Source organism: Stenotrophomonas sp. LST15-1-1.1, from assembly GCF_040815575.1.
Taxonomy (GTDB): domain Bacteria; phylum Pseudomonadota; class Gammaproteobacteria; order Xanthomonadales; family Xanthomonadaceae; genus Stenotrophomonas; species Stenotrophomonas lactitubi_B.
This window is the reverse complement of the sequence record NZ_JBFPNJ010000001.1, coordinates 1376349-1388707: the sequence shown is the minus strand read 5'-3', so window position 1 is coordinate 1388707 and position 12359 is coordinate 1376349. Positions and strand designations below refer to the sequence as shown.

Here is a 12359-nt window from a genome sequence, read left to right as displayed (position 1 = left end):
GACGGCGGTCGCCGCTCTCAATCCAGTGATTATCCGGATGCGGCGGGGGATGCCAAGCCGCGTGCAGGGTCAAGGCCCGGTTCCAGGCCGTGGCCGGCCCGTGCCAGGTAGCGTCCGGGCGGCAACCCGAAGTGTCGCCGGAACACGGTGACGAAGGCGCTGGCGCTGCTGAAGCCCAGTGCGTGGGCGATATCGGCCACGCTGCGGCCCTCGCTGAGCTGCCGCAGCGCTTCGGCCAGCCGCGCCTGCTGGCGCCACTGGGCGAAACTGAGGGTGGTCTCGTCGCGGAAATGGCGGGTCAGGCTGCGCGGCGACAGGCCAGCCCAATGCGCCCACTGCGCAAGGCCGCGCTCGTCGGCCGGGTCAGCCAGCAACTGTGAGGCGATCTTCAGCAGGCGCCGGTCGCGCGGCATCGGCAGATGCATGCGCTGGCGCGGCGCGGTGCGGATCTCGTCCAGCAGCACGTTGATGATGTGCTGCCGCTCGGTGGTGCTCTCGTAGTCCTGTGGCCAGTCGCAGATGCGTTCGGCCACCGCCTGCGCCAGCCGCGAGATGCCCAGCACGCACGGATCGGCCGGCAGTTCGGCGCACAGCGGTGCGGCCAGCACCATGCCCCAGCCGCGCAGGGGGCCATCGATGTGGACCGTATGCGGTTCGGCCGGTGGCATCCAGCCCGCCGAGCCGGGCGCCAGCGACCAGGTGCCATGCGAGGTGCGGGTGGTCAGCAGGCCACGTTCAACGCAGATGAGCTGCGCGCGGACGTGGTGATGCCAGTCCACTTCGCGCGCCAGGCCCTGCGGGCTGTCGAAGCGGAAGGCGATGACCGGCGGGCCGTCATTGCGCTCGAACCAGTCCAGCGCTTCTTCACGCAGCAGGGTGGCAGGGCCGGGTTCGCCCGCCTTCACATGGGCTGGGGGTGGCTTGAATGTGACATTCATTGGCTGGATTGTACTACCGGGCCAGTTGGGAGCGCCATTAAGGTGGCGCCTTCACCTGATCCAGCCCATTGCTGCAACACAGCATTCGATGCCAGATCGAATATTTCCATTGAGAAATATTTTTTTTGGAAGAGAATGCTCCCCCATGATCTGTCCTGCAACCACTCCCCCCAGCTTCGGCCTGCTGCTGCGCCAGGTGCGCGACGGCCTGGTCCGCCAGCTCGACGCGTCCATGGCCGAAGAAGACCTCGGCATCGGCTTCACCCACTACATCGGGCTGAAGGTGCTCTCGAACATGGCGCCGTGCACGGCCAACGAACTGGCCCAGGCCATCGACCAGGTGCCCAGCGCGGTCACCCGCCTGCTGGACAAGCTGGAAGCGCTCGGTTGCGTGCGCCGCGAGCCGCATGCCCAGGACCGGCGTGCGCTGCAGATCGTATTGACCGATGAAGGCCGCGCGCTGTGGGCGCGGTTGAAGCTGCGCGGCGACGCGGTGATGGATTACGCCCTGCGTGATCTGTCCGCCGACGAACGCACCCAGCTGCTGTCCCTCCTGACCCGAATCCGCGATTCCCTGACGACCCCATGAACCCGATCCCGCATCCCACTCTCCGCCGGTCCGGACGCGCGCTGCTGGTTTCAGCGCTGGCCCTGGCCCTGGCCGCCTGCGCCAGCAGCCGTGGCCTCACCCCGCAGGGCCACGTGCTCGACGTGGACAGCCTGCACAGCGAACGCACCCTGGCTGACAGCGACCTGAGCGCTGCCGGTTTTCCCGCCCAGGACTGGTGGAAGGCACTGGGCGATACGCAGCTGGATGCGTTGATCGCCGAAGGCCTCGCCGGCCATCCGAGCCTGGACGCCGCCGACGCCCGCCTGCGCCAGGCACAGTCGCAGGTCGGCACCGCGCGCGCCGATCGCCTGCCCAGCCTGTCCGTGTCCGGTGGCTACACCGGCCTGCGCCTGCCCGAATCGATGGCCGGCGATGAGATCGGTGGTCATTACGCCGGCAGCAGCCAGGTTGCCTTCGATTTCAGCTACGGCATCGACCTGTGGGGCGGCAAGCGCGCCGCCTGGGAAGCTGCCGTGGACGGCGCCCATGCCGCTACCGTCGAGGCCCAGGCCGCACGCCTGAACCTGTCCACCGGCATCGCCCAGGCCTATACCGACCTGGCTTATGCCTGGCAGCTCAATGACGTAGCCGAAGAAGAACTGGCGCGCTCGCAGAAGTCGCTGGAACTGACCCGTCAGCGTCGTAGCGCCGGCATCGACAGCGACCTGCAGGTGCGCCAGGCCGAAGCCCGCGTACCGGCCGCACAGCAGCAGTTGCTGGCGGCACAGCAGCGCATCGACGCGGGCCGCACCGCGTTGGCCGCGCTGGTCGGCAAGGGCCCGGACCGTGGTCTGTCGATCGAACGCCCGCGCGCGATGAACCCGTTGGCCCTGCAGCTGCCGGGCGTGGTGCCCAGTGAGCTGCTCGGTCGCCGCCCCGACATCGTCGCCGCGCGCTGGCGGGTGGAAGCGGCCGACAAGCAGATCAAGGTCGCCAAGACCAAGTTCTACCCGAGCCTCAACCTGACCGCGCTGGCCGGCGTGGTCGCACCGAATGTCGGCGACCTGCTGCAGAGCAGCTCCAGCTTCGCCTACATCGGCCCGGCGCTGAGCATGCCGATCTTCGAAGGCGGCAAGCTGCGCGCCAACCTGGCCAACACCGATGCGCAGTACGACCTGGCCGTAGCGAACTACAACCAGGCGGTGCTCGATGCACTGCGCGACGTCGCCGACCAGGTCAACGCAGTGCGCTCACTGGCGCAGCAGGCGCAGTCGCAGCAGCAGGCGGTGGATACCGCACGCGCCGCATTCGACCTGGCCCAGCAGCGCTATCGCGCCGGCATCGGCAGCTACCTGGACGTGCTGACCGCGCAGTCCACCCTGCTGCAATCGCAGCAGCAGCTGGCCGGCCTGCAGTCGCAGCAGCTGCAGACCTCGGTGCGCCTGAGCAAGGCCCTCGGCGGTGGTTTCCAGCCCAGTGACGCCGACGCCGCACCGCTTGCCTCCCATTCCGATTCCTCGCATTCCTGAAGACGCCTGCCATGAGCCAGACCCAAGACACTGCGGCCCCTGCCGCCCCCAACCGTCGCGGCAAGCTGCTGCGCGGCCTGTTCGTGATCGTCGTGCTGCTGCTGGCGGCACTGGCGCTGTGGTACTTCATGTTCGGCCGTTGGTTCGAAGAGACCGACGACGCCTACGTGCAGGGCAACCAGGTGCAGATCACCCCGTTGGTGGCCGGTACCGTGGTCGCCATCAACGCCGATGACGGCATGCGCGTGGAGCGCGGCCAGCTGCTGGTGCAGCTGGACCCGGCCGATACCTCGGTGGCCCTGCAGCAGGCCGAAGCCAACCTGGCCAAGACCGTGCGCCAGACCCGCGGCCTGTACCGCAGCGTCGAAGGCGCGCAGGCAGAGCTGAACGCGCGTCAGGTGACCCTGAAGCGCGTGCGCGACGACTTCGCACGCCGCAAGGGCCTGGCCGCCACCGGCGCCATTTCCAACGAAGAACTGGCCCACGCCCGCGATGAGCTGGCGGCTGCCGAAGCGGCCGTGGCCGGTTCGCGCGAGACCGTCGAGCGCAACCGTGCACTGGTCGATGACACCGTGATCGCCACCCAGCCGGACGTGCAGGCGGCCGCCGCGCAGCTGCGCCAGGCCTTCCTCAACAATGCGCGTTCGGGCATCGTCGCGCCGGTCACCGGCTATGTTGCCCGTCGTTCGGTGCAGGTCGGTCAGCGCGTGCAGCCGGGCAATGCCCTGATGGCGGTGGTGCCGACCGAGCAGATGTGGGTCGAAGCCAACTTCAAGGAAACCCAGCTGCGCCACATGCGCCTGGGGCAGGAAGTGGAGCTGAAGTCCGACCTGTACGCCGGTGACGTCAAGTACAAGGGCCGCATCGACAGCCTCGGCCTGGGCACCGGTTCGGCGTTCTCGCTGCTGCCGGCGCAGAACGCCAGCGGCAACTGGATCAAGATCGTGCAGCGCGTGCCGGTGCGCATCGCCATCGATGCCAAGCAGCTGGCCGAACACCCGCTGCGCATCGGCCTGTCGATGAAGGCCGAAGTGAGCCTGCGCGACCAGAAGGGCGAAGTGCTGCCGAGCGCGGCCGCCAAGGGCACGGTGTTCGACACCGACGTGTACGCCAAGCAGCTGCACGATGCCGATGAGGTGATCCACACGATCATCCAGGGCAACCTGCCGCAGCAGGGCAAGGCGAGCTGAGGTCGGCCATGTCCGCACAAGCTCCAGCTGCGCCCGTCTCTCCGGGCGCACCGGCGGCGCCGGGTGCGGCCGCCGGCTTCCTGCCACCCAGTGTGGCCCTGTGCACCGTGGGCCTGGCAATGGCCTCGTTCATGCAGGTGCTCGACACCACCATCGCCAACGTCTCGTTGCCGACCATCGCCGGTAATCTTGGCGCCAGTTCGCAGCAGGCGACGTGGGTCATCACTTCGTTCGCGGTCAGTACCGCCATCGCGCTGCCGCTGACCGGCTGGCTCAGCCGCCGCTTCGGCGAGCGCAAGCTGTTCGTGTGGGCCACGCTGGCCTTCGTGATCACCTCGCTGCTGTGCGGCCTGGCCCAGAGCATGGGCATGCTGGTGCTGTCACGGGCGCTGCAGGGCTTCGTCGCCGGCCCGATGTACCCCATCACCCAGTCGCTGCTGGTCTCGATCTATCCAAGAGAGAAACGCGGACAGGCGCTGGCGCTGCTGGCGATGATCACCGTGGTGGCGCCGATCTGCGGGCCGATCCTCGGTGGCTGGATCACCGACAACTACAGCTGGGAATGGATCTTCCTGATCAACGTGCCGCTGGGCATCTTCGCTGCGCTGGTGGTGGGTAATCAGTTGAAGGGGCGCCCGGAACACGTCGAAAAGCCGAAGATGGACTACGTTGGCCTGGTCACTCTGGTGATCGGCGTAGGCGCATTGCAGCTGGTGCTCGACCTGGGCAACGACGAGGACTGGTTCTCGTCGATGAAGATCGTGGTGCTGGCCTGCGTGGCCGTGGTGGCGCTGACCGTGTTCCTGATATGGGAACTGACCGACAAGGATCCGATCGTCGACCTGAAGCTGTTCCGGCACCGCAATTTCCGCGCCGGTACGCTGGCGATGGTGGTGGCCTACGCCGCGTTCTTCAGCGTGGCCCTGCTGATTCCGCAGTGGCTGCAGCGCGACATGGGCTACACCGCGATCTGGGCGGGCCTGGCGACGGCGCCGATCGGCATCCTGCCGGTGATCATGACCCCGTTCGTGGGCAAGTACGCATCGCGCTTCGACATGCGCATGCTGGCCACGATCGCGTTCGTGGTGCTGTCGATGACCAGCTTCCTGCGGTCGGGGTTCAACCTGCAGGTGGACTTCCAGCACGTGGCCGGCGTGCAGCTGATCATGGGCATTGGTGTCGCGCTGTTCTTCATGCCGGTGCTGCAGATCCTGCTGTCGGACCTGGATGGTCGTGAGATCGCGGCTGGCTCGGGCCTGGCCACGTTCCTGCGTACGCTCGGCGGCAGCTTCGCCGCGTCGCTGACCACCTGGCTGTGGGCGCGTCGTACGCAGGTGCATCACGCGGACCTGACCGAGCACATCTCGGTGTATCAGCCGGGCATGCAGGACCAGGTGGCGGCGATGGGGCAGGGCGACCTGCAACATGGTGCGGCGGTGCTGAACAACATGATCAACCACCAGGCGTCGCAGATGGGCTTCAACGACATCTTCTTCCTGCTGGGCTGGATCTTCCTGGCGATCATCACCTTCCTGTGGCTGGCCAAGCCACCGTTCGGTGCAGGCGCCGGTGCCGCCGCCGGTGGCGGGCACTGATCGATCGTTGTTGTTGAAACGCACAAACCCCGCCGCAAGGCGGGGTTTTTTGTTTGCAGTAGATCCACGCCATGCGTGGATGCACCCCGCGATAACGATCGCGTTTCAAAATCCGGACATGAAAAAACCCGCTTGCGCGGGTTTGATCATTGTCTGAGTCATGGTGCCCAGGAGAGGACTCGAACCTCCACGAAGTTGCCCCCGCTAGCACCTGAAGCTAGTGCGTCTACCAATTCCGCCACCTGGGCGACTCAGGAGGAGAATTTTGCAGGAAGGCCGGATATGTGTCAACACCATTTCACACATTTTTTTCTGCACCGGCTTCCGCGTCCACGTCCAGATGCAGCAGCAGGCTGCGCATCGGCGGCGAGAGCGTTTTCCAGTCGGCAAACGCGGCGCACAGTCGGCGTTGTGCCCACGCGTTGCCGAGTGCAACGGCGACGATGCCGGTGGCCCGTCGGTGTTGCCGTGCGATCGTGCGCGGCGCGATGCCGACGCCGATGCCATGGCCTACCATCATGCATAGGCCTTCGAAGGTCTTCATGCGGATGCGTACGTCGAGCGCGCGTCCGGCCTCTGCCGCCAGTTCTTCGATATAGGTCTGCAGTGCATTGCCGTCGGCCAGTGCGACGAAGGTTTCGCCCAGCACGTCGCTGAAGTCGAGCGAGCGCCGCGCGGCGAAGCGATGGCCAGCCGGCAGCAGCATCATCAGCGGGTCTTCCGCAACCACGTGGCGGCGCAACCCGTCGGCGGGGACGGCGTCACTGATGATGCCGGCCTCTGCCTGGCCGGCACGGATCGCACGCACGACTTCAGTGCTGGTGCGTTCGTGCAGTTCGACGCGCAGGCGAGGGCGTTCGGCCAGCCATGGCGCCAGTCGCGCGGGCAGATAGTTGGTCAATGCCGCAGTGTTGGCATACAGGTGCAGGGTGCCGCGCGCGCCGTGGGCGAACGCCTGCAGTTCGCCGCGCAGCTGCGCCTGCTGTTGCAGGATCAGGCGCGCGTGATGGGTCAGTGCGGCGCCCGCTTCGGTGAGGCTGACGCCGCGCGGGTGCCGGGTCAGCAGCGCGGTGCCGGCGTCGGTTTCGATGGCGCGCAGGCGTTCGCTGGCCGATCCCAGTGCCAGATTCGCCTCTATGGCGCCGGCGGTGATGCTGCCGGCGTCGGCCACCGCCAGGAACAGGCGCAGATCGGCAATGTCCAGGCGCATGTCGTGACCTCGCAAAGTGGCCGTTGCCTTCGGAGTAGCCGAAGGGTGGGGCGGGAATGCCGCATTGTGCGCTGAAGTGCCGCCCGCTCCAATGAAGGCATGAACGAAACGATCTACTTCTATGTGTTGCTGGTGGTTGTGTTCCTGTTGGCCGGGGTGGTCAAGGGGGTGACCGGCATGGGCCTGCCGACCGTGGCGATGGGGCTGCTGGGTGGCGCGTTGTCGCCGGTTGCGGCGGCCTCGATGCTGTTCATTCCCACCTTTGTCACCAATGCCTGGCAGCTGCTGTCCGGGCCATCAGTGGGGCAGATCGTGCGGCGGCTGTGGCCGATGATGCTGGCGGTGGTGATCGCCACGCTCGGTGCCGCCGCGCTGCTGGTGCGGGTGGATCGTGATGTGTCACGGGCCGCGCTGGGCGTTGCGCTGGTGGTCTACGCCGGGTACGCGTTGCTGGCGCCGGTGTTGCGGGTACCGGCTCGGCGCGAGCGCTGGCTGGGGCCGCTGGTCGGCGCGATGTCCGGTGTGGTGACCGGCGCAACCGGCGTATTCGTGATGCCAGCGGTGCCTTATCTGCAGTCGCTGGGGTTGCAGCGCGACGAGCTGGTGCAGGCGCTGGGCCTGGCATTCACGGTGTCCACGATTTCGCTGACCACGGGCCTGGTGCTGCACGGTGCGTTCGGTGTGCAGCAGCTCGGCCTCAGCGCGTTGGCGGTGGTGCCGTCGCTGGCCGGCATGTGGCTGGGGCAGGTGATCCGCCAGCGCATCAGTGCGCGGGTATTCCGTGCCTGCTTCCTCGGCTTCCTGTTGTTGCTGGGCCTGGAGCTGGTGCTGCGTTCGTGGTGGTGATGCTGGCCGGACGCCAGACAAGAAAAAACCCGCTTTCGCGGGTTGTTTTCATTCTCGACATGGTGCCCAGGAGAGGACTCGAACCTCCACGAAGTTGCCCCCGCTAGCACCTGAAGCTAGTGCGTCTACCAATTCCGCCACCTGGGCGTCGAGGAGGAGAATTATGCGGTGCCGTGACGGAGGTGTCAACACCTTGGTGGATCCGGGGTCTCGCGCTGGGGTCAGAGCCCTTTCCTGTTGAAAGGGATCCGACCCTACTGCCGGCCGTCCCCGGATTACAGACAAAAAAAATCCCCGCCGAAGCGAGGAGTTTTTTCGTTGGTGCCCAGAAGAGGACTCGAACCTCCACGGTTTTACCCGCTAGTACCTGAAACTAGTGCGTCTACCAATTCCGCCATCTGGGCGTTCCAGAGGCGCAATTGTGAAGATGAACCGGGGACCTGTCAACGATTTCCCGAAAATTCTTAATGGGGATGCGTCAACCGGTCTGCTGACCCGTTCTGCACGCCCGCAACGGCTACCATGGAGGGCGATGACTACCAAAAAACCAAGCAAGGGCGGGAGCAAGTCCCGCAGTGAAGCCCCCAACAAGGGCACCAAGCCGGGCGCTGCCCGCAACAACAAGCCGGGCAAGCCGTTGCCGGGCTGGCTCCCCGCACTGGCCGAAGGCGGTGCACCGCCTCCAGCGCGTGGCCGCCGCAACGCAGAGGCACCTGGCCCTGCGCCGGGCCGCAAGCTGCCGCCGACGGGCAAGGTGATCGACGATCCCTATGCGTCCCGCGAAGCAGAAAAGTACGAACAACCCATCGCCAGCCGCGAGGCCATCCTGGCCCTGCTGGAACGCTGCGAAGGGCCGCAGACGGCTGAAGAACTCGGCGCGCGCCTGGGCCTGACCGCACCGGATCGTGCCGAAGCGCTGTCGCGCCGGCTCGGTGCCATGGTCCGCGATGGCCAGCTGGTGCAGAACCGCCGCGGCGGCTTCGCGCCCATCCAGACGTTGAACCTGGTCACCGGCGTGGTGATTGCCAATCCGGAAGGGTTCGGGTTCCTGCGCCCGGTCGAGGGCGGTGACGATCTGTTCCTGCCGCCGTATGAAATGCGCAAGGTAATGCACGGCGACAAGGTGCTGGCCCGTGTCACCGGCATTGATCACCGCGGCCGTCGCGAAGGCAGCATCGCCCGTGTGCTCGAGCGCGGCATGACGCGCCTGATCGGCCGCTTCAGCGTCGAGATGGGCATCAACTACGTGGTGCCCGATGACAAGCGCATCCAGCGCAACGTGCAGGTGCCGCCGGACCAGACCGGCGACGCGCGCGACGGCCAGCTGGTCGTCTGCGAACTGACCCAGGCACCGGACAGCCGCCGTCCGCCGATCGGCCGCATCATTGCCGTGCTCGGCGACAAGTTGACCGCCTCGCTGGTGGTGGAGACTGCGATTCACGGCCACGAACTGCCGTTCGAGTTCCCGCAGGAGGTGCTGGACGAAGCCGCCTCGGTGCCGCTGGTGGTCGAGCCGGCGATGATCGGTGACCGCGTCGACCTGCGCAGCACGCCGCTGGTCACCATCGATGGCGAGGACGCCAAGGACTTCGACGACGCGGTGTACTGCGAGCCGAACGCCGACGGCTTCCGCCTGGTGGTGGCCATTGCCGATGTCTCCAACTACGTTCGTCCCGGTACGCCGTTGGATGATGAAGCACAGAAGCGCGCGACCTCGGTGTACTTCCCGGGTTTCGTGGTGCCGATGCTGCCGGAGACGCTGTCCAACGGCATCTGTTCGTTGATGCCGAAGGTCGACCGCATGTGCTTTGTCTGCGACATGCAGATCGACCGCGAAGGCGTCGTCACCCACTCTCGCTTCTACGAAGCGGTGATGAATTCGCATGCGCGCCTGACCTACACGCAGGTGTGGCAGGCGGTGGGCGAGGACGATGCCGGTGCCAAGGCCTTCATCGGCGACCTGCTGCCGCAGGTGCAGCGCCTGCACCAGCTGTACAAGGTGCTGTCCAAGGCGCGCAGCAAGCGTGGCGCAATCGAGTTCGAAAGCAGCGAAGTCCGCTTCGTGCTCGACAACCGCGGCGAAGTCACCCAGGCCGGCATGCTGGTGCGCAACGACGCGCACAAGCTGATCGAGGAATGCATGATCGCGGCCAATGTGGAGGCGGCGAAGTATCTGTTGTCGCGCCATGTGCCGGCGCCTTACCGCGTGCACGAGAAGCCGCCGGAGACCAAGTACGCCGACCTGCTGGAATTCCTCAAGGAGTTCAAGCTGAGCCTGCCGCCGTGGTCGAAGGTGCGCCCGGGCGACTACACCAAGCTGCTGAAGAAGATCCGCGACCGTCCCGATGCCACGCTGCTGGAATCGGTGCTGCTGCGCAGCCAGAGCCTGGCCGTGTACAGCCCCGACAACAACGGCCACTTCGGCCTGGCGCTGGAGGCGTACGCGCACTTCACCTCGCCGATCCGTCGTTACCCGGATCTGCTGGTGCACCGTGCGATCAAGCATGCGCTGTCGGGCAAGCCGCTGGACAAGTTCACCTACAACGCCCGCGAGATGGCCGCACTGGCACTACAGTGCTCCGAGCGTGAGCGCCGTGCCGATGAGGCCGAGCGCGAAGTCGATGAGCGTTACCGCGCCGCATGGATGGAGAAGCACGTCGGTGGCCAGTTCGACGGCGTGATCAGCGGCGTGACCAGCTTCGGCCTGTTCGTGGAACTGGCCGACTCGAAGGTGCAGGGCCTGGTGCACGTGACCCAGCTGCCGCAGGACTATTACAAGTTCGACGCGACCCGCAAGACGTTGACCGGTGAGCGCCGTGGCAGCAGTTACCGCCTGGGCGACCAGGTGCGCATCCTGGTGCTGAAGGCCAGCATGGAAGAGCGCAAGATCGACTTCCGCCTGGTCGAGCACAAGGGCGAGGAAGAAGAGGCAAGCCCGGCTCCGCTGCCCGAGCGCGGCAAGCCGGCCAAGCGTACGAAGAAGAAGTATTGAAAGGTGTGCCGACCAACGGTCGGCACCCACCTCGCCCGGTAGGTGCCGACCAACGGTCGGCACCCGCCTCGCCCGGTAGGTGCCAACCGTTGGTTGGCACGATGTTTCGGAGGAAAGCAGCAATGCAGGGCCAACCCGAATACAGCGGCGGCTGCCAGTGCGGTGCAATCCGCTTCCAGGCACGGGGCGAGCTGACCGACAGTTCGATCTGCCACTGCCGGATGTGCCAGAAGGCCTTCGGCGCGTACTACGCGCCGCTGGTCTCGGTGCGCGGCGTGCAGTTCAGCTGGACCCGCGGCCAACCGCGTTACTTCCAGTCGTCCAACGTCGTGCGGCGCGGGTTCTGCGCCGACTGCGGCACGCCATTGACCTATGAAGCCCCCGATGGCGTGGCGGTGGCCGCCGGTGCCTTCGACCAGCCTGAGCGCCTGCCGCCGACCATCCAGTATGGCGTCGAGCGCAAGCTGCCCTTCGTCGACGCGCTGGGCAGGTTGCCGGCGCGCCGCACCGAAGAGGATGTCGCCGCGCTGGAGTTCCTGGCCACGATCGTGTCCCACCAGCACCCCGACCACGACACCCCGCACTGGCCGCCGCGCAGCCGTTCGGCCGAAGGGTGAACGGCGGATAGCGCCGGGCCATGCCCGGCGAGCGCGAAGCGCGGCCGCCCCTGATGCTCTACCATAGCCACCCCCTTTCCGGTCCTGCCCGCATGAGCAAGAACAGCCAGTGGATCGTCGGCGTCAACGCCGTCGCCTCCTCCATCGAGAACGACGCCGAGAACGTCCGCGAAGTGCTGGTCGAGGCCGGTGCGAAGAACCCGCGCCTGACCGAGATCGAGGAAAACGCCCGCCGCAAGGGCATCGACGTGCGCAAGGTCAACAGCCAGGCGCTGGACGGCGTGGGCGGTTCGGTGCGCCACCAGGGCGTGGCCGCGCGTTATGCCGCCGCCCGCACCTACAACGAGAACGAGCTGGAAGGCCTGGTCACTGCTGCGGAAGGCAAGGCCCTGCTGCTGGTGCTGGACGAGGTGCAGGACCCGCACAACCTCGGTGCCTGCCTGCGCTCGGCCGCTGCGGCCGGTGCCACCGCCGTGATCATCCCCAAGGACAAGTCGGCCACGGTCAATGCCACCGTGCGCAAGACCTCGGCCGGTGCTGCCGACCGCATTCCCGTGGTTGCGGTGACCAACCTGTCGCGCTGCCTGAAGGACCTGCAGAAGCAGGGCGTGTGGATCTACGGACTGGCCGGTGAGGCTACTGCGTCGCTGTACCAGCTGGACCTGAAGGGCAACATCGCCCTGGTGCTGGGCGGCGAAGCCGATGGCCTGCGCCGTCTGACCCGCGAGAACTGCGATGGTCTGGTCAAGATTCCGATGCCGGGCGAGATCGAGAGCCTGAACGTCTCGGTCGCTGCCGGCGTCAGCCTGTTCGAGGTCGTGCGCCAGCGCGGTTGATCGGGCAACCGTCCCTGTAGAGCCGAGCCCACGCTCGGCTGCCGCGCACCGCGCAC

At 66.7% G+C, this 12359-nt stretch carries 10 protein-coding genes and 3 tRNA genes; 8 read left to right on the top strand and 5 right to left on the bottom strand.

Translation table 11 applies throughout. From position 1 onward, the window contains the following. Positions 1 to 29: 29 nt before the first annotated feature. Positions 30 to 938, bottom strand: a complete 909-nt coding sequence (locus tag MRBLST15_RS06465; protein WP_089239882.1) for an AraC family transcriptional regulator — start codon at positions 936 to 938, stop codon at positions 30 to 32. A gap of 145 nt (positions 939 to 1083) precedes the next feature. On the opposite strand from MRBLST15_RS06465, the gene emrR reads away from it, so the two are divergent. Genes emrR through emrB form a run of 4 tightly spaced genes read left to right on the top strand, consistent with a single transcriptional unit; the run spans position 1084 to position 5802 of the window. Further along, positions 1084 to 1527 carry a multidrug efflux system transcriptional regulator EmrR gene (gene emrR / locus MRBLST15_RS06460; protein ID WP_025877626.1) on the top strand — a complete coding sequence of 148 codons (444 nt, stop codon included), beginning with the start codon at positions 1084 to 1086 and terminating at the stop codon, positions 1525 to 1527. Continuing rightward, positions 1524 to 3017, top strand: coding sequence for a multidrug efflux transporter outer membrane subunit EmrC (gene emrC / locus MRBLST15_RS06455; RefSeq protein WP_089239886.1), 1494 nt, complete (start codon positions 1524 to 1526; stop codon positions 3015 to 3017). The genes emrR and emrC overlap by 4 nt, the downstream gene beginning before the upstream one ends. 11 nt (positions 3018 to 3028) lie before the next feature. Further along, on the top strand, positions 3029 to 4207 hold the full coding sequence (gene emrA / locus MRBLST15_RS06450) for a multidrug efflux MFS transporter periplasmic adaptor subunit EmrA (RefSeq protein ID WP_367785494.1): 1179 nt from the start codon (positions 3029 to 3031) through the stop codon (positions 4205 to 4207). An 8-nt stretch (positions 4208 to 4215) separates the two neighbouring features. Continuing rightward, the gene (gene emrB, locus MRBLST15_RS06445) at positions 4216 to 5802 is read left to right on the top strand and encodes a multidrug efflux MFS transporter permease subunit EmrB (protein ID WP_367785493.1); all 1587 of its coding nucleotides are present in this window, start codon (positions 4216 to 4218) and stop codon (positions 5800 to 5802) included. A gap of 161 nt (positions 5803 to 5963) precedes the next feature. On the opposite strand, the gene MRBLST15_RS06440 is transcribed toward emrB, so the two are convergent. Further along, positions 5964 to 6050: transfer RNA gene (locus tag MRBLST15_RS06440), tRNA-Leu, on the bottom strand. A 50-nt stretch (positions 6051 to 6100) separates the two neighbouring features. After that, positions 6101 to 7012: a LysR substrate-binding domain-containing protein gene (locus MRBLST15_RS06435; RefSeq protein WP_367785492.1), complete on the bottom strand. Its 912-nt coding sequence runs from the start codon at positions 7010 to 7012 to the stop codon at positions 6101 to 6103. A gap of 99 nt (positions 7013 to 7111) precedes the next feature. On the opposite strand from MRBLST15_RS06435, the gene MRBLST15_RS06430 reads away from it, so the two are divergent. Next, positions 7112 to 7858: a sulfite exporter TauE/SafE family protein gene (locus MRBLST15_RS06430; RefSeq protein WP_099819971.1), complete on the top strand. Its 747-nt coding sequence runs from the start codon at positions 7112 to 7114 to the stop codon at positions 7856 to 7858. Positions 7859 to 7918: 60 nt separating this feature from the next. Here MRBLST15_RS06430 and MRBLST15_RS06425 read toward each other — a convergent pair. Both MRBLST15_RS06425 and MRBLST15_RS06420 read right to left on the bottom strand, forming a co-directional pair. Next, positions 7919 to 8005, bottom strand: a tRNA-Leu gene (locus MRBLST15_RS06425). A 172-nt stretch (positions 8006 to 8177) separates the two neighbouring features. Beyond that, a tRNA-Leu gene (locus tag MRBLST15_RS06420) sits at positions 8178 to 8262 on the bottom strand. Between the two features lie 128 nt (positions 8263 to 8390). On the opposite strand from MRBLST15_RS06420, the gene rnr reads away from it, so the two are divergent. From rnr to rlmB, 3 genes are all read left to right on the top strand, one after another. Next, positions 8391 to 10850 (top strand): ribonuclease R, encoded by a 2460-nt coding sequence (rnr, locus tag MRBLST15_RS06415; protein WP_367785491.1) that lies wholly within the window; start codon positions 8391 to 8393, stop codon positions 10848 to 10850. A 122-nt stretch (positions 10851 to 10972) separates the two neighbouring features. Beyond that, the gene (locus MRBLST15_RS06410) at positions 10973 to 11467 is read left to right on the top strand and encodes a GFA family protein (protein WP_265952841.1); all 495 of its coding nucleotides are present in this window, start codon (positions 10973 to 10975) and stop codon (positions 11465 to 11467) included. A 92-nt stretch (positions 11468 to 11559) separates the two neighbouring features. Beyond that, positions 11560 to 12303, top strand: a complete 744-nt coding sequence (gene rlmB, locus MRBLST15_RS06405) for a 23S rRNA (guanosine(2251)-2'-O)-methyltransferase RlmB (protein ID WP_089239900.1) — start codon at positions 11560 to 11562, stop codon at positions 12301 to 12303. Positions 12304 to 12359 lie beyond the last annotated feature (56 nt).

Coding starts and splice junctions, on each gene's coding strand:
- MRBLST15_RS06465 (WP_089239882.1), bottom strand. CDS start 938: ATGAATGTCACATTCAAGCCACCCCCAGCCCATGTGAAGGCGGGCGAA.
- emrR (WP_025877626.1), top strand. CDS start 1,084: ATGATCTGTCCTGCAACCACTCCCCCCAGCTTCGGCCTGCTGCTGCGC.
- emrC (WP_089239886.1), top strand. CDS start 1,524: ATGAACCCGATCCCGCATCCCACTCTCCGCCGGTCCGGACGCGCGCTG.
- emrA (WP_367785494.1), top strand. CDS start 3,029: ATGAGCCAGACCCAAGACACTGCGGCCCCTGCCGCCCCCAACCGTCGC.
- emrB (WP_367785493.1), top strand. CDS start 4,216: ATGTCCGCACAAGCTCCAGCTGCGCCCGTCTCTCCGGGCGCACCGGCG.
- MRBLST15_RS06435 (WP_367785492.1), bottom strand. CDS start 7,012: ATGCGCCTGGACATTGCCGATCTGCGCCTGTTCCTGGCGGTGGCCGAC.
- MRBLST15_RS06430 (WP_099819971.1), top strand. CDS start 7,112: ATGAACGAAACGATCTACTTCTATGTGTTGCTGGTGGTTGTGTTCCTG.
- rnr (WP_367785491.1), top strand. CDS start 8,391: ATGACTACCAAAAAACCAAGCAAGGGCGGGAGCAAGTCCCGCAGTGAA.
- MRBLST15_RS06410 (WP_265952841.1), top strand. CDS start 10,973: ATGCAGGGCCAACCCGAATACAGCGGCGGCTGCCAGTGCGGTGCAATC.
- rlmB (WP_089239900.1), top strand. CDS start 11,560: ATGAGCAAGAACAGCCAGTGGATCGTCGGCGTCAACGCCGTCGCCTCC.